This window comes from Microbacterium telephonicum, from assembly GCF_003651225.1.
In the GTDB taxonomy this organism is placed as follows: domain Bacteria; phylum Actinomycetota; class Actinomycetes; order Actinomycetales; family Microbacteriaceae; genus Microbacterium; species Microbacterium telephonicum.
Genome location: NZ_RCDB01000001.1, coordinates 901,386 through 921,760 on the forward strand (window position 1 = coordinate 901,386; position 20,375 = coordinate 921,760).

Below are 20,375 nucleotides of genomic sequence, written 5' to 3' on the forward strand. Positions count from 1 at the left end.
GAATGACCGCATTCCGTATCGCTGAGGCCGCCCGGCTGCTCGGCGTCAGTGACGACACGGTACGGCGCTGGGTCGACCAGGGGGTGCTGCCGGTCACGGGAGCGAGCCCCGCCGAGATCGCGGGACCCGACCTCGCCGCGCACGCCGTGCGCCTCGCGGAGTCGCCGGCATCCGACGGGCGCACGAGCGCCCGCAACCGGTTCGCCGGCCTCGTCACGCGCGTACAGGTCGACGGTGTGATGGCGCAGGTCGACATCCAGGCCGGCCCCCACCGTGTCGTCTCCCTGCTGTCGGCCGAGGCCGTCGCCGAGCTCGGACTCGAGGTCGGCTCGCGGGCCACGGCGATCGTCAAGGCCACGAACGTCATCGTCGAGACCTCGAAGGAGTGAGTCATGCGCACCCTCCGTCTCGCGGCGCTCTCAGCTGCTGCCCTGCTCCTGCTGACCTCGTGCGCGTCGGGGGCCGCCGACTCTTCCGGGTCGTCCGCAGCGCCGTCTCCGGAGGCCTCGGCGGAGCTGAACGGTGAGCTCACCGTGTACGCTGCGGCGTCGCTGAAGTCCGCGTTCGACGAACTCGCCACGCAGTTCGAGGCGCAGCATCCGCAACTCGACGTGCGGCCCGTCACGTACGACGGATCGTCGACGCTCGCGACCCAGCTCATCGAGGGCGCGCCCGCCGACGTCTTCGCCTCGGCCGACGAGAAGAACATGCAGAAGGTGACCGACGCCGGCCTCGCCCCGGACCCCGCGCTGTTCGCGACGAACACCCTCACCCTCGTCGTGCCTGCCGGAAACCCCGCCGGGATCACGGGTCTCGACGACCTCGCCGACCCCGACCGCACGATCGTGCTCTGCGCGCCCGAGGTGCCCTGCGGTGCGGCGTCGGCGACGCTGCTGCAGAACGCCGGGATCTCCGCGAGCGTGGACAGCCTCGAACAGAACGTCACCGCAGTGCTCGCGAAGGTGGCCGCCGGCGAGGCGGATGCCGGCCTCGTCTACGTGACGGATGCCGCCACGACCGACGACGTCGAGACCGTGCCGACGGAGGGAGCAGGCGCCGTGGTCAACCGCTACCCGATCGCGGCGCTCGCCGGCGCCGCGAACCCCGCCGCCGCGGCGGCTTTCGTCGCGTTCGTGCGCTCCGACGACGGGCGCAGCGTGCTGTCCGCGCTCGGATTCGGCGCGCCGTGATCAGCGGACGGCGCGGCGATCGCGGCTTCGTGCCGCAGATCCTGCTCGTGCCCGCCGTCCTCGCCCTCGCGCTGTTGGTCGTGCCGCTGGCCGCCCTCGTCGGGCGGGTGGAATGGGCGACGCTGTGGCGAGACGTCACCTCACCCGACGCGCTGTCGGCGCTGGGGCTCTCGCTGCTCACCGGGCTCAGCGCCACCGTGGTGTGCCTCCTGCTCGGCGTTCCGCTGGCCCTGGCGATCGCGCGCGCGGGTGCCCGCACCGCCGCCGTCCTGCGCGCCGCGGTCACCGTCCCGCTCGTGCTGCCGCCGATGGTCGGCGGCGTCGCGCTGCTGTTCCTGTTCGGGCGCACCGGGTGGCTCGGGCCCGCACTCGCCGAGATCGGCATCCGTGTGCCGTTCACGACCGCCGCCGTCGTGCTGGCCCAGACCTTCGTCGCCCTCCCGTTCCTCGTGCTGGCGCTCGAGGGGGCGCTGCGCACCACCGGGGTCGGGTACGAGCAGGCCGCGGCCGCGCTCGGCGCCGGCCGCTGGCGCATTCTGTGGCGCGTCACCCTGCCGCTCGCGACGCCCGGACTCATCGCCGGGACCGTGCTGTGCTTCGCCCGTGCGGTCGGGGAGTTCGGGGCGACCGCCCTGTTCGCCGGCAACGCACCCGGCGTCACCCAGACGATGCCGCTCGCGATCTACACCGCCTTCAACGGCGCCGGGGTCTCGCAGGGCACCGCCGTGGGGCTGTCGCTGCTGCTGCTGATAACGGCAGTCGCGGTGCTGCTGCTCGTGCGGGCGTGGCGACCCGGCGTGGCGGGGGTGCGATGAGCGGGCTCGACGTGCACGCTGTGCTGCGGCGCGGCGCGCTGGCGATCGACGTCGCCGTGTCGGCCGCGCGGGGGGAGACCGTCGCGATCATGGGTCCCAGCGGCGCGGGCAAGTCGTCGCTGCTGGCGGCGATCGCCGGCCTCGTGCCGCTGCGGGACGGGTACGTCCGCCTCGATGGCCGCGAGCTGTCGGCGCGGCGTCGGACGGTGCCTCCGCAGCGGCGCGGAGTCGTGCTGCTCGGGCAGGATCCGCACCTGTTCCCGCATCTCACGGCGCGGGAGAACATCGCCTTCGGGCCGCGGGCGCAGGGGAGCGCACGCGCGGTCGCGCTCGGCGAGGCCGACGAGTGGTTGTGGCGCATCGGGCTTCCGGGCGCCGGCGACCACCGCCCGCGGGAGCTGTCGGGAGGTCAGCAGCAGCGCATCGCCCTGGCTCGCGCGCTCGCGACCCGGCCGTCGGTGCTGCTGCTCGACGAGCCGCTCACCGCACTCGACCCCGAGACCGCCTCTGACGTGCGCACCGTGCTGGCCGCGCAACTCGGCACGACCCACACCACCACGCTGCTCGTGACCCACGACGCCGTCGACGCCGCCGGACTCGCGAGCCGCCTGGTGCTCGTCGAGCACGGCCGCGTCGGCCAGGAAGGCTCCGTGCGCGACGTGCTCGAGCGTCCCCGCACCCGCTTCGGCGCCGCCGCCGCCGGGATCGGGAGGGTCGAGGGACAGGTGGCCGCGGGCATCTGGACGGGCGGGGCACTGTCGGTGCCGGCATCCGGCGTGCCCGAGGGAAGCGCCGTCGCGCTCGTGCGGCCCGACGCGATCACGGTGGAACCCGTCGCCGAGTCGTCGTGGACGGCCGCGCTGCGCCTCGCGCCGCAGCCGGCGGCGGGGGAGTGGCTCACCCGCATCGTGCGGATCGAGCCGACCCCGTCGGGCGCACGACTGCACACCAGCGAACCCGACCTCGCCGCCGACGTCTCGCTCGACGACATCGCCGCGCACGCGTTCGCGGTGGGCCGCCCGGTGCGGCTGCGCGTCGACCCGCGCGCCGTGCGCCTGCTGGTGACCTGAGTCGCGGCGCCGTCGCGGCGCATGTCACACGAATGGTGGGCTGCGGCGGCTGGGGGCGGCCGTTCGTGTGACACCTGCCGTGGGCATGTCACACGAATGGCGGGTTGCGGTGGCTGGGGGTGGCCGTTCGTGTGACATGCCCACGGGGTGTGTCACGCGATGTGCTCTTCAGCGCGTGGAGAGGCCGCCGTTCGTGGGACATGGGCCGTAAAGGCGGCTGTGGATGCGGGTGTCGGCATCCGTGGTGCGGTTCGCTGTCGAGGCGGCTGTCGCGGTCGCGTGTCACACGAACGGCCGTCTCTCCGGGGTTCGCGCGGCAATCCATGGGACACCCGCGCGGTCGTGTCACACGAATGGCGCGTCGCGGCGGCTGGGGCGGCCGTTCGTGTGACATGCCCCGGGCGCGCGTCACACGAACGGCACGATGCGGTGGTCGCAGGTGGCCACTCGCGTAACACGCCGCGACAGGCGGCGCGGCGTCACACCAGCGCGCCGTGCTCCAGCCGGACCACCCGGTCGACCAGCGCCGGGGGCACCTGCACGTGCGAGATGAGCACGACGGCCTGGTCGGGGCCGACGGCGGAGAGCAGGTCGGTGAGCAGGGCATCGGAGGCGTCGGCGTCGACGCCGGCGGTCGGCTCGTCGAGCACGAGCACCGGGAAGCCGTGCAGGATGCCGCGGGCCAGCGCGATGCGCTGCGCCTGACCGCCCGAGACCAGCGCGCCGCGTTCGCCGACGCGCGCGGACAGTCCGCCGCGCTCGCGCAGCCACGGGCCGAGGCCGACGCGCTCGAGCACTGCGGACAGTTCGTCGTCGGCCGCGGTGTCGCGGGCGAAGAGCAGGTTCTGGCGGATGTCCTCGTCGAAGAGCATCGGATGCTGCTCGCACAGGCCCACGGTGAGTCGCACGTCGTCGGCGGCCAGCGACGCGACCGGCACCCCGCCGATCGTGTACTCGCCGTCGGCCGCGAGGAACCGCACGAGCACGTGCGCGAGCGTGGTCTTGCCGGCGCCGCTCGTGCCGACGACCAGCAGGCGCTCGCCGGGCCGCACGTCGAGGTCGATGCCGTGCAGTGAGGCGTGCTCGCCCCCGGGCCAGCTCGCCGTCAGGCCACGCAGGCGGAGGCCGTCGCCGAGAGCCGGTGCGACGCCGGTCGCGGCGCGCAGCTCGCCGGTGGGATCGGAGGAGTCGTGGGCCGGCACGGCGTCGGCGATCCGCTCCGCGGCGGCGCGCACCTGTCGCCACGACGAGGCGGCCAGCGGCACGGCCGCGAACACCTCGAACACCGCCATCGGCACCAGCACGACGACGGCGAGGGCAGGCCCGTCGAGAGCGCCGCCGACGACGCCGGGCGCCGCGACGAGCACCGCCAACAGTGTCGCCGCTCCGGCCAGCAGCGAGACGACGGCCGAGGTGGCCGCCTGCGCGGTGGCGCGGCGGGTGACGGCGCGGCGCAGCTGCTCGTCGGCGGCGCGGATGCGGCCCGCGCTGGTCTCGACGGCGCCGCACGCGACGAGCACGTCGAGGCTGCCCAGGTGGTCGAGCACGGCATCCGCGAGTCGGCCCCGCAGCGGCGCGATCGCCCGTTCGGCCCGGGCGCCCGAGACCCAGCCCCACGCGGTCGCGGCGACGGCCGCGACGACCAGGCACGCGAGCAGGGTGAGAGCCGCGGGCCACCAGACGAACGCGACGAACACGACGGCGCCCAGCGCCACGGCCGCCGACGACACGAGCGGCAGCACGACGCGCAGCGGCAGGTTCTGCAGCTCGTCGACGTCGTCGACGAGCGAGCCGAGCACCGATCCGCCGCGGGTGCGAGCGAGACCGTCGGGCGCCGGCGGGATGAGGCGTCGCACCATGTCGGTGCGGCTGGTCGCGAGCTGACGCAGCGCCGCATCGTGGCTCGTCAGCCGTTCGAGGTAGCGGAACACCGCACGCGACAGCGCGAACGCGCGGACCCCGACGACGGCGGCCGTGATGTACATCACGGCCGGCTGCTCAGACGCGCGCACGATGAGCCAGGCGCTGACGGCGAGGAGGGCGACCGCGGACGCCTCCGACAGGAACGCGGATGCCGCCCCCGGCCAGAAGCGACGCCACGAGGGCATGGCGCCCCGCAGCACGTCGCGTGCGCTCACGGCGCCGGGCGCGACACGGCGGTCGGCGACCCCCGACGGGGACGAGACGGCGCTCATGCGGTCACCTCCACGGGGACGATCTCGACGACGCGATCGGCGATCTGCGCGGCGCTGACACGGTGCGAGACGAGCACGACGGCCGCGCCGCCGTCGGCGAGGGTGCGTACCGACCGCCACAGCGTGGACTCCGTCTCGGCGTCGAGCGCGGCACTGGGCTCGTCGAGCGCGATCACCGGTCCGAGCCCCCGCAGGTGCCGGTAGAACGCGCGGGCCACCGCGACGCGCTGCGCCTGCCCGCCGCTGAGCCCCGCGCCGAGCACCCCGAGCTCCCGGTGCGCGTCGATGCCGTCGGCTTCGGCGAGGTCGAGGGCACGAGCGACGAGCGCGGCATCCGGTTCGGCGTCGCCCATCGTGACGTTGTCGGCGACCGTCCCCGACACGAGTCCGGGCTGCTGCCCCGCCCACGCGAGCCAGCGCGACGGGTCGAGGGTGGCGACGGGCGTGCCGCCGTAGGTCGCCGAACCGTCGTGGTCGGCCGCGCCGCGGAGCGCGGCGAGCAGGCTCGTCTTTCCGGCGCCGCTCGGTCCCCGCACGAGCACGACCTCGCCCGGTGCCGCCGTGAACGACACGGGCGGCAGCACGCGCTCGCCGCGGTGCACGCGCAGCCCGCTCACGACGAGCTCGCCGGATGCGGGGGCCGGCGCGGTGCGGCGCTCGGGCGCGGTGCGCGCGGCATCGAGCACCGCGAACACGTCGTCGGTCGCGGCCACGCCCTCGGCGGCCGCGTGGAACTGCACGCCGACCTGACGCACCGGGAGGTAGGCCTCCGGGGCGAGGAGCAGCACGAACAGGCCGACCGCGAGGCCCAGCGACCCGTCGATGAGGCGGAAGCCGATGGTCACGGCGACGATCGCGACCGAGATCGAGGCGAGGAACTCCAGGGCGAAGCCCGACAGGAACGACACGCGCAGCACCCGCATGGTCTCGCGGCGGTAGGTGTCGGTGACGCGCTGGATCGAGGCGACGGCGCGGTGCTGACGTCCGAAGACCTTGAGGGTCGACAGGCCGCGCACGGTGTCGGCGAAGCGGGCGGCGAGGTGGCGGAGCGTCTCCCACTGCTTCTGCTGCACGGTGCGCGTCGCGAGGCCGATCAGCACCATGAACAGGGGGATGAGTGGCAGGGTCACGAGCACCGTGACGCCCGAGATCCAGTCCATCCACCACATGACGAGCACGAGGATCGGTGTCGCGATCGCCGTCTGCGCGAGCTGCGGCAGGTAGCGCCCGAAGTAGGCGTCGAGCGCGCCGAGCCCGCGCCCGGCGGTCACGGCGAGCTGGGCGGTGTTGCCGCCGGCGAGCCAGCCCGGGCCGAGGCGGTCGACCGCGGCGACGAGCTGCGCACGCAGCTGTCCCTGCACGCGTGCGGCGGCGCGGGCGGCGACGAGTTCGCGCAGCCAGATGAGCGCGGCCCGCAGGGCCACGACCCCGGCCAGCGGCAGCACGATCGGCATGAGGTCGCCGCCGGCGATCGCGGTCACGACCGCCTGGGTGACCAGCCACGCGAACGCGACGATGACACAGGTCTGCAGGAACCCGATCCCGGCGATCGCCACGAAGAACCCGCGCGAGGCCGCGGCGTAGCGCAGCAGTCTCGGATCGACCGGGCCGGAGAACCGGCGCGCAGGGGGCGGATCCGTCGAGGCCATGCTTCGATCTTGCCATCCGGGCGCTCGGGGGTCGGGTCCGCGGGCCGTGACTTTCAGCGTCACTGCAGGTGGGCGGCGGCTCCGGGAGCGGAGCGGCGGCGACCCGGAACGACGCATCCGGCCCCGCCCGACCGGGGCGCGGGTAGCCTCGGACCATGCCGGCGCAGAACATCACGCTCACGCGGCGCCCCGGCGCGTCCGCGGCGGGTGCCGCTGCGCCTTCGCCGCGGGTGCGGGGGGCGGATGCCGGTGCCCTCGTCGACCGGTTCGGCCGCGTGCACCGCGACCTGCGCATCTCGCTCACCGACCGGTGCTCGCTGCGCTGCACCTACTGCATGCCCGAGCAGGGCAACGAGTGGCTCGCGAAGAGCAGCATCCTCTCGACCGACGAGATCGTGCGGATCGCGCAGGTCGCGGCATCCGCGGGCATCACCACCTTCCGGCTCACCGGCGGCGAGCCGCTGCTGCGCGCCGACATCGTCGACGTCGTGCGCCGACTCGCAGCACTCGACGGACCGGGCGGTCCCGTCGAGGTCGCCCTCACCACCAACGGCATCCGCCTGGGGGAGTTCCTGCCCGCGCTGCAGGACGCCGGCCTGTCGCGCTTGAACATTTCGATCGACACGCTCGACCGCGAGCGGTTCCGGGCGCTCACCCGCCGCGACCGCCTCGACGACGTGCGTGCCGGGATCGCCGCGGCCGCCGCATCGGACCTGCGCCCGCTAAAGCTCAACGCCGTCGCCATGCGCGGGGTCAACGACGACGAGCTCGCCGACCTCGTCGCGTTCGCGCTCGACCACGGCGCGCAGATGCGCTTCATCGAGCAGATGCCCCTGGATGCCGGACACACGTGGGACCGGCAGTCGATGGTCACCCGCGAAGAGATCCTCGATGCGCTCGCGGCACGGTGGACGCTCAACCCGATCCCCGGCCGGGGTGGTGCGCCGGCCGAGCGGTTCGAGCTCGCCGGGGTGACCACGGCCGACGGGACGCCGGCATCCGTCGGCGTGATCGCCTCGGTCACCGCGCCCTTCTGCGGTGCCTGCGACCGGCTGCGCCTCACCGCCGACGGTCAGCTGCGCAACTGCCTGTTCTCGCTCGACGAGTACGACGTGCTGCCGCTGCTGCGCTCCGGCGCGGCGGATGCCGACCTCGACGCGGCCCTGCGCGACTGCGTCGCCGGCAAGCTGCCGGGCCACGCGATCGACGACCCGGGCTTCCTGCAGCCGCCCCGCGGCATGAACGCGATCGGCGGCTGACACGCGCAGCGCGTGCCGCCGCCGATCGGCGTGTACGGGTCAGTGGGCGACGGCCGAGGCCTTCTCGATGTACGAGCGGGTGACGCGCTTGCGGAAAACCCAGTACGTCCACGCCTGGTAGGCCAGCACGAGCGGCAGGAAGATCAGCGCCGCCCAGCTCATGATCGTCAGGGTGTAGTCGGTGCTCGACGCGTTCTCGATCGTGAGGCTGTTCGCCATGTCGTTGGAGGCCGGCATCACATACGGGAAGAGGGCCAGCCACAGCGTCAGCACCGCGAAGACGATCGTGATCGCACCGGCGGCGAACGCCTTGCCGTCCTTGTCGATCCAGTTGAACGCGACCGATGCCAGCAGCGCGACGGCCGCGATGACGCCGCAGGCGATGACGGCCCACAGCAGCGGTGCCTCGCGGCCCGCGGCGATGACGATCGTCCACACGACGCAGCCCGCCGCGAAGATCACCGTCGGGATGGCCAGCTGCTTGCCGAGCTTCTGCGCCCCGTCGTGCACCTCGCCGTCGGTCTTCAGACCGATGAAGTACACGCCGTGCAGGAAGAACAGCAGCAGCGTCGTCACGCCGACCCAGAGGCCGTACGGGTTCAGCAGGGTCAGGAGCGACCCGGTGAACTCGTGGTCGGCATCCAGCGGCACACCCTGCACGATGTTGCCGACGGCGACGCCCCACAGCAGCGCCGGCACGGCCGATCCGATGACGATCATCCAGTCGAAGCGGCCGCGGGCGGCGTCGTCCTCGGCGCGATGACGGTACTCGAACGAGACGCCGCGGAGGATGAGCGCGAGCAGGATCAGCAGCAGCGGCAGGTAGAACCCGCTGAAGAGGGTCGCGTACCACTCCGGGAACGCGGCGAACAGGCACGCGCCGGCGACGATGACCCACGTCTCGTTGAGATCCCACACAGGGCCGATCGTGTTGATGATCTGCCGGCGGGCGAGGTCGGTCTTGCCGAGGAAGGGCAGCGACATGCCCACGCCGAAGTCGAAGCCGTCGAGGACGAAGTAGCCGACGAACAGCACGCCGACGATGAAGAACCAGAGGTACGCGAGATCCATCGTGTGCTCCTAGTAGACCGTGGCCAGGGCGTCGTGGTCGTCATCCGATCTCTCGCCCGGCGGGGCGATCTCCTCGGGCCCCTTCTGGGCGGCCTTGACGATGAGTTTGAACTCGACCACGGCGAGCACCGCGTAGATCGCGGTGAAGGCGATGAGGGAGATGAGGACGTTCCAGCCGGGCACACTCGGCGAGACGCCGTCTTCGGTGAGCATGAGGCCGAACACGATCCAGGGCTGTCGGCCCATCTCGGTGAACACCCATCCGACGAGGCTGCCGAGCATCGGCAGCGGCGCCGACCAGATCGCGACGCGCCACGCCCACTGCGGGACCTCACGCTTGGCGTTCTTGCGGGTCAGCCACAGGCCGACGATCGCGATGAGCACCGCGACGCCGCCGAAGGCCATCATCCAGCGGAACGACCAGTAGGTGATCCAGATGGTGGGGGCGAAGCTGAGGCCCTCGCCGCCGAGCTGCTGCGCCCACTCCGGCCATTGCGCCGCGTACTGGGCGTTGAGGTCGTTGATGCCCTCGACGCAGCCGTCGAGCGTGTGCGTCGACAGGAACGAGAGCAGGTAGGGGACGCGCAACGACCAGATCTCGCTCGAGCCGTCGGGCGTGCCGATCGAGAACAGCGAGAACGAGGCGTCGGCGCCGCACGCCGTGTTGTAGAGCGCCTCGGCGGCGGCCATCTTCATGGGCTGGGTTGCGACCATCTGCAGGCCCAGCAGGTCACCCGAGATGGCGACGCCCGCGAAGGAGACCACCATGAACCAGAGGCCGAACTTCAGCGCCTTGCGCATGCTCTCGACGTGCTGTGCGCGGCGCAGATGCCAGGCGGCGGTGGCGATGACGACGGCCGCGGCGAACATGAACGCGGCGAACATCGTGTGCGGGAAGGTCGCGAGTACGACGCGGTTGGTCAGCACGGCGAAGAAGTCGGTGAGCTCCGCGCGTCCGCCGTCGTCCGCCATCCGATAGCCCACCGGATTCTGCATGAACGAGTTGGCGGCGAGGATGAAGTACGCCGACAGGGTCGCACCGATCCAGGCGACCCAGATCGTCGCGAGGTGCAGTCCACGGGGGAGTCGGTTCCAGCCGAAGATCCACAGGCCCAGGAACGTCGCCTCGAGGAAGAAGGCGAGCAGCCCCTCGAAGGCGAGCGGGGCGCCGAACACGTCGCCGACGAAGCGCGAGTACGCCGACCAGTTCATTCCGAACTGGAATTCCTGCACGATGCCGGTGACGACGCCCATCGCGAAGTTGATGAGGAACATGCCGCCGAACAGGCGCGTGAGCTGGAACCACTTCACGTCCCCGGTGCGGTGCCACACCGTCTGGAAGATCGCGACGACCAGGCCCATTCCGAGCGTCAGCGGCACGAAGATGTAGTGGTAGAGCGTCGTCAGGCCGAACTGCCAGCGGGCGAGGATCAGCGGATCCAGGAACTCCATGCTTTCTTACCCCTCAGTCGCGCGGGTCTTCCTTGTGACTGAAGGTACACAGGACGCTTCCAGTCTTCGAGGCCCCGCGGGCCGTGTTTAATCGGTCGTTCAGCCGCGCTGAGAGGCGAACATCAGCTGAATGACGCAGTCCCGCGGATCGCAGCTCGTGCGCATCCCGTCGAGTGCGAGCGGGCCGCCCGCCTGGGCGAGAACCGCCTGCATGAGCCCGAGGTGCACGGCGCAGAGCACGTCGCGGTGCTCGGCCTGCGCCTCGGCCTGCGCGCACGGGGTCAGGTCGACGGTCAGGTTCGTCTCGTCGACGATCGGATCGAAGCCCGCGTCGATGAGGTCCTCGACGAGCGCGTCCACCTGGTGCAGGGCGTCGGGTTCGAGCTCGGGGGGAGCGCCGGGCAGAACACGCCGCATGAGGTCGCCGCGCTGCGCGGCATCCTTCACCTTGCGCTGCTGCACCGCGCTGAAGGTCGACTGGCCGTCGGCCGCGCTGTAGAGCACGCGGGGGCGACCGCGGGTGGTGCGGTGCTCGGTCTCGGCGACGACGTACCCGTCGTCGATCAGGCGCTGCAGATGCTCGCGCACCGTGTTGGGGTGCAAGGCCGTCGCGGTGACGATGTCGGCGACCGTGCGCTGGGGCTTTCGCTGGATGCGATTGAGGATCTCGACGCGTGAGTAGCTGGAAATGGCGCTGTATGTCAGCGGTCGCCCTGAGGTCATACCACTCATTATTCACGTTTTTCACGGTGCGTCCAGTGGTCTGAACACAGGGGATCTTCCGCACCCCCGGCACAGTGCTCCCAGAGCGGCCGGATGCCGGATTCCCAGGCGTGCGAGCCGTAAGGTTCTCAGCGGAGGGGGGCCTGATGAACATCTGGCGGCTGCAGGTCATCGACGGACCGGTGCCGTGGATCGTGTACGGCGTGGCGCTCGCGCTGCTGCTCGTCATCGTCATCCGCCACTGGACCCGCCGGCCGCTGGTGTGGGCGATCGTCGGCGCACTCGTGGGCTTCGCGATCGCGGCGTCAGTGTGGGTCTACGTCAACGTGTCGCTCGTGTTCGGCGATCCGCTGCCGCTCGCGGTGCTGGTGTGGGCCGGGTCGGCGCTGGCGGCATCCGGATTCGCGCTCGGCGGGCTGTTCGGGGCGCGCGTCTGGCGCAAGATCGTCTCGATCCTCGCCGTTCCCGTCTTCCTGCTCGGCGCAGGGGTCGGCATCAACGACTGGTACGACCTCACTCCGACGCTCGGCAGCATCTTCGGCATTTCCGGACTGAACGAACTGGACCTCCCCGACGGCGGTGCGATGACGGCGGCGCCGACCCCCGACGTGCCGCTCTACCAGTCGTGGCAGGCTCCGGCCGGAATGCCCGCGAAGGGTACGGTCGGCACGCAGAAGATCCCGGGCACCGTCTCGGGCTTCGACGCACGCGACGCCGGCATTTACCTGCCGCCGGCCGCGCAGGTCGCGGACGCCCCCGCCCTGCCGCTCGTGATCATGATGATGGGGCAGCCCGGCAGCCCCGACCCCAGCTACATCGCCGGCGTACTCGACGAGTTCGCGGCGAAGAACAACGGGCTCGCCCCGATCGCGATCGTCGCCGACCAGCTCGGGCAGGACGGCGCCGACCCCGGCGCGAACGACCCCGCATGCGCGGACTCTGTCGGGTTCGGCAACGCCCGCACATACATCACCACCGACGTCGTGGCCTGGGCCAAGAAGAACCTGCACATCATCGACGACCCGCGCTACTGGGTCATCGCGGGCTACTCCAACGGCGGCGGGTGCGCCATCACCTACGGCGCCACCTTCCCCGAGAAGTGGAAGAACATCATCGACGTCTCCGGCGAGGAGTACCCCGGCTCGGAGCGCGTCGATCAGACCGTCGCGACCGTGTACGGCGGGAGCCAGTCGGCGTTCGAGGCGTCCAAGCCCGTCAACATCATGGCGAAGGCGCCGAAGGGCACGTATGACGGGATGACCGGCGTGTTCACCGCCGGCTCGGAGGACCCGGGCTTCTCGGCGGCCTCCGTCACGGTCTCGAACGCGGCGAAGTCCGCCGGGATGACGGTCACCCAGTACGAGGTCCCCGGCGCCGGTCACACCGGAGACGCCCTCCCCAAGGGCCTCGAGGAGGGCTTCACCGTGCTCTACCCCGTCCTGGGGCTGTCGGCGCGCTGAGCGGATGCCGGTGGCGCCGGCATCTGGCTCAGCGCGTGGGCTTCCAGCCCAGCGCGGGCGCCACGTGCTCGGCGAAGGACTGCACGACCCGCAGATTGAAGGCGACGCCCAGCTGCGACGGGATCGTGAGCATGAGCGTGTCGGCTGCGGCGATCGCGGCATCCTGCTTCAGCTGGTCCACGAGCACGTCGGGTGCCGCCGCATAGGTCTTGCCGAATGTGGAGCGGAACCCGTCGATGTAGCCGATGCCGTCGCCCTCCTGGCTGTGACCGAAGTACATCTCGTCTTCGGCGGTCGTGATCGGGAAGATCGAGCGGCTCACCGAGACACGCGGGGTGCCGGGGTGTCCCGCCTCGGCCCACGCGGCGCGGAACGCCGCGATCTGCTCGGCCTGCAGCACGTCGAACGGACGGCCGTCGGCTTCGGTGACGAGTGTGGACGACATCAGGTTCAGTCCCTCGCGGCCCGCCCACTCCGCCGTGCCGCGGGTGCCGGAGCCCCACCACACGCGCGAGGGGAGTCCCGGCGACTGCGGCTCGATCTGCTGCAGGCCGCTGCCGGCGCCGAACGGGCTGTCGGCGTCGCGCTCGGCGAGCCCTTCGCCGTGGATGGCGCGCCAGAACAGGTCGAAGTGGTCACGGGCGAGGTCGGCGCCGCGCGGGTCTTCGGCGGTGTAGCCGAACGCCTCGTAGCCGCGCACGACCGTCTCGGGTGAGCCGCGGCTCACACCGAGGGCGAGTCGGCCGCCCGAGATGAGGTCGACCGCGGCTGCCTCCTCGGCGAGGTACAGCGGGTTCTCGTAGCGCATGTCGATGACGCCGGTGCCCATCTCGATCCGCTCGGTCTTCGCCGCGATCGCCGCCAGCAGCGGCATGGGCGAGGCCTGCTGCCGGGCGAAGTGGTGCACCCGGAACGCGATGCCGTTCACGCCGAGGTCGTCCATGCCCTGCGCGAGGTCGATGGCCTGCAGCATCGAATCGGCGGCGGTGAGCTGACGCCCGCCGCCGAGTGGGCCGTAGTGGCCGAAGGAGAGGGTTCCGAAGCGTTCCATGTCGGGGGCAACGGTACGCGCGTTCGTTTCATTCCGCTGAATGGATGCCGAGGCGGCGAGTTCGTCGCCCGGAGCGCGAGCTCGCCGGTTCCGCCGCGAGTTCGCCGGCGAACTCGGCGCGGACCCGGCGAACTCGCGGGGCGGCTGCTCGGGCCCCGAACGGATGCCGGGGCGGGAATACGAGAGCGGGCGCGAGGCTTGAGACCAGCATGACCCGCATCGGCAACAGCGACCTCGACGTCTTCCCCCTGTCCCTCGGCGGCAACGTGTTCGGCTGGACGGCCGACCGCGACGCCTCGTTCGCCATCCTCGACGCGTTCGTGGCCGGCGGCGGGAACTTCATCGACACCGCCGACTCGTACAGCGCCTGGGTGCCGGGCAACACCGGCGGTGACAGCGAGCGGATCATCGGCGCGTGGCTCGCCGACCGCAAGCCGCAGGGCGTCACCGTGGCGACGAAGGTCAGTCAGCATCCCGACTTCAAGGGGCTGTCGGCCGCCAACGTGCGTGCCGCCGCGGAAGCGTCGATCGAGCGCCTCGGGGTCGACGCGATCGACCTCTACTACGCGCACTTCGACGACGCCGAGACCCCACTCGAGGAGACCGTCGCCGCATTCGGCGCGCTCGTCGCCGACGGTCTCGTGCGCCACACGGCGGTCTCCAACTACTCGGCCGAGCGCATCCGCGAGTGGATCCGCATCGCCCGCGAGCTCGGGGTCGCAGAGCCGGTCGCCGTGCAGCCGCACTACAACCTCGTGCACCGCGAGACCGAAGATGACATCATCCCCGTCGCCGAGGAGTTCGGCCTCGGCGTGGTGCCGTACTTCTCGCTCGCGAAGGGGTTCCTCACCGGCAAGTACCGCTCCACCGACACCGAGGGCCAGTCCTCGCCGCGCGCCGCCGGGGCCGCCCAGTACGCGACGCCGCAGGGGCTGCAGATCATCGACACCCTCGAGCGGATCGGCAGCGCGCACGGCGTCTCGATCGCCGCGACCGCGATCGCGTGGCTGCACGCCAAGCCGGCCGTCGTCGCGCCCCTTGCCTCGGCGTCGAAGCTCGAGCAGCTGCCCGACCTGCTCGCCGGAGCGACGACGCAGCTCACCGCCGACGAGGTCGCCGAGCTCGACACCGTCTCGGAGTGGACGCCCGTCGACATGTGACGACGGGTGGTCGCCGTCCGCGCCAGGATGAAGGCATGGCCGACGACTACACCCACGGACATCACGAGAGCGTGCTGCGCTCGCACCGCTGGCGCACCGCCGAGAACTCCGCCGCGCATCTGCTGCCGCATCTGCGCCCCGGTCTCGATCTGCTCGACGTCGGCTCCGGACCCGGCACGATCACGCTCGACCTCGCGGCGCGCGTCGCGCCGGGGCGGGTGCGCGGCGTCGACGCGTCGGCCGAGGTGGTCGCCGAGGCGGAAGCCGCGCGCGCGGCCGCCGGCGTCGTGGGTGTGGAGTTCGCCGTCGACGACGCCTACGCGCTGTCCGATCCGGATGCCGCCTGGGACGTCGTGCACGCCCACCAGGTGCTGCAGCACCTCACCCGTCCCGTCGACGCGCTCCGCGAGTTCCGTCGCGTCGTGCGTCCCGGCGGCATCGTCGCGGTCCGCGACGTCGACTACGAGGGCACGATCTGGTGGCCGCGTCCGCCCGGGCTCGACGAGTGGCGCGAGGTCTACCTCGCCGTGCACCGCGGCACGAGCGGCGAGCCGGCGGCGGGGCGGCGTCTGAAGGCGTGGGCGCGCGAGGCCGGTTTCGCCGACGTCTCGGCCACCGCGTCGCTGTGGCTGTTCGAATCGCCGGCCGACCGGGAATGGTGGGGCGGCGCGTGGGCCGACCGGGCGCTGCACTCGTCGTTCGCCGACAACGCGCGCCGGCTCGGGCTCGCCGACGATGCCGCGCTGCAGCGCATCAGCGACGCCTGGCGGGAGTGGGCGGCATCCGAGGACGGCTGGCTGCTCATGCCCCACGGCGAGATCATCGCCCGGGGCTGACGGCCGGGTCGGCGCGCGCCGCAGTCAGGTCAGCAGCCGCTCGATCCCCGCGACGTAGGCGTCGAGGTCGAACGCGAGCTGGTCTTCGCCGAAGTTGTCGACGCGCGCGTCGACGAGGCGTCTCAGCGCAGGGTAGCCGCCCTCGGTCTGTGCGAAGGTGCTCCGCAGCGCCTCGATCTGCGGATGCCCGCCTTCGCGGGAGCCGATGACGGCGTCGCGCGCGAACCCGGTGCACGTCGTCACGAGCAGGTGCATGGCGCGGCTGGTGGCCACCTCGTCGAGGCCGGCGGCGAGCAGGCGCTCGGCGACGATCTCCGAGCCGTCGGCGACGGCGAGGTCGCGCGGGCTCGTGAAGCGGAAGTACGCGACCCATTCGCCCGTCGCGATCGTCGTGCGCCAGATGGCGCGGCCGTGGGCGCGGCAGGCGTCCTGCCAGGTCGTCCCGAGGTCGAGTGGCTCCTCGGCGAGCCGTGACCGGTAGGCGTCGATCGCGAGCAGCTCGAGCAGACTCTCGCGGTCGGTCACGTGGTGGTTGAGCGCTTTGCGATCGACGCCGAGGGCGTCGGCCACGCGCTGCATCGTGACCTCGGCGGGTGGGATGCCGCGGGCCGCCGCGACGATCGTGTCAAGGTCGATGCCGGCGCGGATGCCGCGCCCGCGGCGCTCGGACGGCTGATGTGCCATGCAGAACGGCCTTCCTCTTGGCATCGGGACACTCGAAGCCTATTCTTTCCCGCGCGGGAATTAGTTTTTCCCGGTCGGGATTTGTACCCAGTGCGGGCCGCCCGAGGCCCACAGGAAGCGAAGAACCATGTCAGCGAAGAAGCTCACCGCGACCAGCACCATCGGCGAATGGCTCGACAGCGAGGTCGGCGGCCCCCTCATCGGCGGCCTGCTCGCCGCCTCGGGGGCGACGGCCGAGACGCTCGCGCCGCTGCGCAGCCTGCCCCTCCAGCAGCTCGTGGCAATGAGTCAGGGCCAGATGCCGCAGTCCGTCGTCGACGACCTCGTGCGTGCCGCCAACGGTGGCGAGATCCCCGAGGACGACGACGCGCCCAGCGGCTGGGTCGAGGCCATCACTGCAGGCCGGTTCGCCGGCAAGACGGTCGTCGTCACCGGCGCCGCCAGCGGCATCGGCCGCGCCACCGCCTCACGCGTCGCCCGCGAGGGAGGCCGCGTCATCGCGGTCGACGTCTCGGCCGACAAGCTCGCCGAGTTCGCGGCGTCGCTCCCGGCATCCGACATCGTCACGGTCGCCGGCGACATCACGAAGCAGGAGTCGATCGACGAGATCGTCGCGGCCGCGGGGGAGCGCATCGACGCGCTCGCCAACGTCGCCGGCATCAACGACGACTTCTCGCCGCTGCACGAGACCACCGACGCCATGTGGGACCGCGTCATGGGCGTCAACGTGACCGGCGCGTTCAAGCTCACCCGCGGCGTGCTGCCCGCCATGATCGCGGCCGGCCGTGGCTCGGTCGTGAACATCGCCTCCGAGGCGGGACTGCGCGGCAGCGCGTCGGGCAACGCCTACACGACGAGCAAGCACGCCGTCATCGGCCTCACCCGCTCCGCCGCGTTCATGTACGGCCCGACCGGTATCCGCGTCAACGCCGTCGCGCCCGGCGGCGTCGCCACCGGCATCCCGTTCCCCCCGCACGTGTCCGAGGCCGGCCAGGCCCGGCTACAGCCGTTCCAGTCTGCGATCCCGACGCTCGCGACCGCCGAGCAGCTGGCCGCCTCGATCACGTTCCTGCTGTCGGACGACGCCGTGAACCTCAACGGCGTGATCCTGCCCAGCGACGGCGGGTGGTCGGTGCAGTAAGCACGGCACCGAGATCACACGGAACGTCGCCCGCCACCCCGGTGGGCGACGTTCCGTGTGATCTCGCCGCCGATACGCTCGGACGATGACCCCCCGAACGCTGCCCTTCGGCGCCGTGCTGCGCGAGGCGCGCCCCGGCGACGAGCCCGGCATCCTCGCGATGATCCAGGCCCTCGCCGACTACGAGCGCGAGCCGGATGCCGTGCACAACACCGTCGGGATGCTCACCGACACGCTCTTCGGCGACATGCCTCAGGCGTTCGCGCACGTCGTCGAGCGGGACGACCGCATCGTGGGCATCGCGATCTGGTTCCTCACCTATTCGACGTGGACGGGGCGACACGGCATCTGGCTCGAAGACCTCATCGTCGACGAGGGCGAACGCGGTCACGGCTACGGCAAAGCGCTGATCGCGAGCCTCGCAGCGGTCTGCGTCGCCCGCGGATATTCGCGCCTGGAGTGGACGGTGCTCGACTGGAACGCGCCGTCGATCGCGTTCTACCGCGCGCTGGGCGCCGCGCCCCAGGACGAGTGGACGACGCAGCGCCTCACCGGCGAAGAGCTGCAGGCCCTCGCGCGCGCCTGAGCGGCCGCGCCGCATCCGTCGGCCTCGCCGCCCGTCGCCGCGTCGCACGTGCCGCATCCGTGTCGGCGGTGCCCGCTACGCTCGCCCCATGCACCGCCTCACCCGTGACGAGGCGCGCCGCATCGCCGTGCGCGCGCAGCTGCTCGACGCCGACCGTCCCGGTGACATCGTGGAGGTGGCCGAGCAGCTCGGTGCGATCAAGATCGACCCGACCGCGACGATCGCCCCGGCCGAGCAGACGATCCCGTGGAGCCGCATCGGCTGGGCGTATGAACCGGGTCAGCTGACGAAGGCCGTCGAGACCGACCGGCTGCTGTTCGAGCATCAGGGGCAGTTCCGTCCGACGAGCCTGCTGCCGATGATGGCCGCGCGGATGCGGGGCCGCACGCTTCCGGCGGCGACGCGCGAGTACCTCGATGCCAACGCCCCGTTCCGCCGCGACGTGCTGCGCCGGCTGCGTGAAGAGGGGCCACTGCTGGCCTCCGACATCCCCGACACGAGCATCGTGCAGGGAAAGCGCGAGGGCGGTTGGTACGGCGCGAACGAGGTGCCGCGCATGCTCGAGCTGCTCGAGGCCACCGGCGAGGTCGCGATCGTGGGCCGCGAGGGGCGGATGCGGCGGTGGGACGTCACCGAGCGAGCCTGGCCGACCGGGATGCCCGTCCACGACTACGACGAGGCGGAGCGGATGCTCGAGATGCGGCGCTTGCAGGCCCTCGGCATCGCGCGCCGCAAGACCTCCTGGTCCGGGGTCGGCGATGCTGGGGAACCGGCCGAGGTCGAGGGGAGCGAGTGGAAGTGGCGCGTCGATCCCGAAGCCCTCGCCGCACTCGACGACGACCCCGGCGGGCGCGTCGCGATCCTCAACCCGTACGACCGGATGCTGTTCGACCGGCCGCGGTTGATCGAGCTGTTCGAGTTCGAGTTCGTGCTCGAGCAGTTCAAGCCGAAGGCGCAGCGGAGGTTCGGGTACTTCGCCCACCCGATCCTCATCGGCGACCGGTTCGTGGGCCAGCTCGACGCCGAGCTCGACAAGAAGAAGGAGAACCTCGTCGTCACCGCCGTGCACGAGACGCTGCCGCTCGAGCCCGAGGAGCGGGAGATGGTCGACGGCGAGATCCGCGACCTCGCCGAGTGGCTCGGCGTTCCCGTCGTCTTCGGCGCGGGCGGGCGCTGACCGGGCGCGCACTGCCAGACTGAGGGCATGCCGCAGCCGACGCCGTTCGCCCCCACCGACCTGCTCGCCGTGCTCATCGACGCCGACAACGTCTCGCCGTCGCGCATCGGCGCGGTCCTCGCCGAGATCGCGCAGTTCGGCACGGCCTCGGTCAAGCGGGTCTACGGCGACTGGACGTCGAACCAGCTGGCCAAGTGGAAGACGGCGGCCGCCGAGCACGTCATCCAGCCCATCCAGCAGTTCGCCAACACGACCGGCAAGAACGCCACCGACTCGGCGCTCATCATCGACGCGATGGACCTGCTCTACACCGAGCGGTTCCGCGGGTTCTGCATCGTCTCCAGCGACAGCGACTTCACACGCCTCGCCTCCCGCATCCGCGAGGACGGCGTGACGGTCTACGGATTCGGGGAGCGCAAGACGCCGCAGTCGTTCCGCAATGCGTGCGACCAGTTCACCTACCTCGAAGTGCTCGACGCGCCCGCCGAACCCGACACCGTCGTCGAGGGCGCCGCCCCTGCCGCGCGACAGGAGCGCATCCCCGCGGCGAAGCTCAAGCAGGACGCCGGACTCGTCAAGCTCCTGCGCGAAAGCGTCGAGTCGGCCGCGAACGACGAGGGCTGGGCGGGGCTCGGCGCGGTCGGGCAGCTCGCCCGCAAGAAGCAGCCCGACTTCGACTCCCGCAACTGGGGGTACGCGAAGCTGTCGGACCTCGTGAAGACCATCGGGCTGTTCACCGTCGAGGTGCAGCCGGTCGGCATCCGCCTGCGCAACAAGCGCACGCGCGGCGCCGCGGGGTCCTGAGCGCGGCCTCTCCCGGCGCGCCGACCCCGTTCCGGCGGCCCGCGGATGCCGC

19 protein-coding genes are annotated in these 20,375 nt (G+C 71.9%); 12 read left to right on the forward strand and 7 right to left on the reverse strand.

The window, feature by feature from the left end; all coding sequences use genetic code 11:
• Positions 1 to 2: 2 nt before the first annotated feature.
• Genes C7474_RS04420 through C7474_RS04435 form a run of 4 tightly spaced genes read left to right on the forward strand, consistent with a single transcriptional unit; the run spans position 3 to position 3,075 of the window.
• Entirely contained in the window at positions 3 to 389 is a 387-nt protein-coding gene (locus C7474_RS04420; RefSeq protein ID WP_121057701.1) for a TOBE domain-containing protein, read from the forward strand.
• A 3-nt stretch (positions 390 to 392) separates the two neighbouring features.
• Positions 393 to 1,190: a molybdate ABC transporter substrate-binding protein gene (gene modA / locus C7474_RS04425; RefSeq protein ID WP_121057702.1), complete on the forward strand. Its 798-nt coding sequence runs from the start codon at positions 393 to 395 to the stop codon at positions 1,188 to 1,190.
• The gene (locus C7474_RS04430; RefSeq protein WP_121057703.1) at positions 1,187 to 2,005 is read left to right on the forward strand and encodes an ABC transporter permease; all 819 of its coding nucleotides are present in this window, start codon (positions 1,187 to 1,189) and stop codon (positions 2,003 to 2,005) included. The genes modA and C7474_RS04430 overlap by 4 nt, the downstream gene beginning before the upstream one ends.
• Positions 2,002 to 3,075 (forward strand): sulfate/molybdate ABC transporter ATP-binding protein, encoded by a 1,074-nt coding sequence (locus tag C7474_RS04435; protein ID WP_121057905.1) that lies wholly within the window; start codon positions 2,002 to 2,004, stop codon positions 3,073 to 3,075. The genes C7474_RS04430 and C7474_RS04435 overlap by 4 nt, the downstream gene beginning before the upstream one ends.
• 479 nt (positions 3,076 to 3,554) lie before the next feature.
• Here C7474_RS04435 and cydC read toward each other — a convergent pair whose 3' ends face one another.
• The gene (gene cydC, locus C7474_RS04440; RefSeq protein WP_241965119.1) at positions 3,555 to 5,183 is read right to left on the reverse strand and encodes a thiol reductant ABC exporter subunit CydC; all 1,629 of its coding nucleotides are present in this window, start codon (positions 5,181 to 5,183) and stop codon (positions 3,555 to 3,557) included.
• A gap of 83 nt (positions 5,184 to 5,266) precedes the next feature.
• On the reverse strand, positions 5,267 to 6,919 hold the full coding sequence (cydD, locus tag C7474_RS04445) for a thiol reductant ABC exporter subunit CydD (protein WP_121057705.1): 1,653 nt from the start codon (positions 6,917 to 6,919) through the stop codon (positions 5,267 to 5,269).
• A gap of 155 nt (positions 6,920 to 7,074) precedes the next feature.
• Between cydD and moaA the strand changes: the two genes are divergently transcribed.
• Positions 7,075 to 8,178 (forward strand): GTP 3',8-cyclase MoaA, encoded by a 1,104-nt coding sequence (gene moaA / locus C7474_RS04450; protein ID WP_121057706.1) that lies wholly within the window; start codon positions 7,075 to 7,077, stop codon positions 8,176 to 8,178.
• A 39-nt stretch (positions 8,179 to 8,217) separates the two neighbouring features.
• On the opposite strand, the gene cydB is transcribed toward moaA, so the two are convergent.
• The 3 genes from cydB to C7474_RS04465 all read right to left on the reverse strand — a co-directional run bounded on the left by cydB (position 8,218) and on the right by C7474_RS04465 (position 11,424).
• Entirely contained in the window at positions 8,218 to 9,249 is a 1,032-nt protein-coding gene (gene cydB / locus C7474_RS04455) for a cytochrome d ubiquinol oxidase subunit II (RefSeq protein WP_121057707.1), read from the reverse strand.
• 9 nt (positions 9,250 to 9,258) lie between these two features.
• Positions 9,259 to 10,701: a cytochrome ubiquinol oxidase subunit I gene (locus tag C7474_RS04460; protein WP_121057708.1), complete on the reverse strand. Its 1,443-nt coding sequence runs from the start codon at positions 10,699 to 10,701 to the stop codon at positions 9,259 to 9,261.
• Between the two features lie 99 nt (positions 10,702 to 10,800).
• The gene (locus C7474_RS04465) at positions 10,801 to 11,424 is read right to left on the reverse strand and encodes a helix-turn-helix transcriptional regulator (RefSeq protein ID WP_121057709.1); all 624 of its coding nucleotides are present in this window, start codon (positions 11,422 to 11,424) and stop codon (positions 10,801 to 10,803) included.
• A gap of 146 nt (positions 11,425 to 11,570) precedes the next feature.
• Between C7474_RS04465 and C7474_RS04470 the strand changes: the two genes are divergently transcribed.
• Entirely contained in the window at positions 11,571 to 12,884 is a 1,314-nt protein-coding gene (locus C7474_RS04470; RefSeq protein ID WP_121057710.1) for an alpha/beta hydrolase, read from the forward strand.
• A 28-nt stretch (positions 12,885 to 12,912) separates the two neighbouring features.
• Here the strand turns inward: C7474_RS04470 and C7474_RS04475 are convergent, their stop codons facing one another.
• Entirely contained in the window at positions 12,913 to 13,935 is a 1,023-nt protein-coding gene (locus C7474_RS04475; RefSeq protein ID WP_121057711.1) for an LLM class flavin-dependent oxidoreductase, read from the reverse strand.
• A gap of 209 nt (positions 13,936 to 14,144) precedes the next feature.
• On the opposite strand from C7474_RS04475, the gene C7474_RS04480 reads away from it, so the two are divergent.
• Both C7474_RS04480 and C7474_RS04485 read left to right on the forward strand, forming a co-directional pair.
• A complete protein-coding gene (locus C7474_RS04480; protein WP_121057712.1) occupies positions 14,145 to 15,095 on the forward strand; it encodes an aldo/keto reductase in 951 nt (316 codons plus the stop codon).
• A gap of 35 nt (positions 15,096 to 15,130) precedes the next feature.
• Positions 15,131 to 15,931, forward strand: a complete 801-nt coding sequence (locus tag C7474_RS04485) for a methyltransferase domain-containing protein (protein WP_121057713.1) — start codon at positions 15,131 to 15,133, stop codon at positions 15,929 to 15,931.
• A 24-nt stretch (positions 15,932 to 15,955) separates the two neighbouring features.
• Here the strand turns inward: C7474_RS04485 and C7474_RS04490 are convergent, their stop codons facing one another.
• On the reverse strand, positions 15,956 to 16,615 hold the full coding sequence (locus C7474_RS04490; protein ID WP_121057714.1) for a hypothetical protein: 660 nt from the start codon (positions 16,613 to 16,615) through the stop codon (positions 15,956 to 15,958).
• 127 nt (positions 16,616 to 16,742) lie between these two features.
• Here C7474_RS04490 and C7474_RS04495 point away from each other — a divergent pair, with 127 nt between their 5' ends.
• From C7474_RS04495 to C7474_RS04510, 4 genes are all read left to right on the forward strand, one after another.
• Positions 16,743 to 17,756 (forward strand): SDR family NAD(P)-dependent oxidoreductase, encoded by a 1,014-nt coding sequence (locus C7474_RS04495; protein WP_121057715.1) that lies wholly within the window; start codon positions 16,743 to 16,745, stop codon positions 17,754 to 17,756.
• A gap of 85 nt (positions 17,757 to 17,841) precedes the next feature.
• Positions 17,842 to 18,342 (forward strand): GNAT family N-acetyltransferase, encoded by a 501-nt coding sequence (locus C7474_RS04500; protein ID WP_199692358.1) that lies wholly within the window; start codon positions 17,842 to 17,844, stop codon positions 18,340 to 18,342.
• An 88-nt stretch (positions 18,343 to 18,430) separates the two neighbouring features.
• Positions 18,431 to 19,519: a DNA glycosylase AlkZ-like family protein gene (locus C7474_RS04505; RefSeq protein WP_121057716.1), complete on the forward strand. Its 1,089-nt coding sequence runs from the start codon at positions 18,431 to 18,433 to the stop codon at positions 19,517 to 19,519.
• A 27-nt stretch (positions 19,520 to 19,546) separates the two neighbouring features.
• On the forward strand, positions 19,547 to 20,323 hold the full coding sequence (locus tag C7474_RS04510; protein WP_121057717.1) for an NYN domain-containing protein: 777 nt from the start codon (positions 19,547 to 19,549) through the stop codon (positions 20,321 to 20,323).
• Positions 20,324 to 20,375 lie beyond the last annotated feature (52 nt).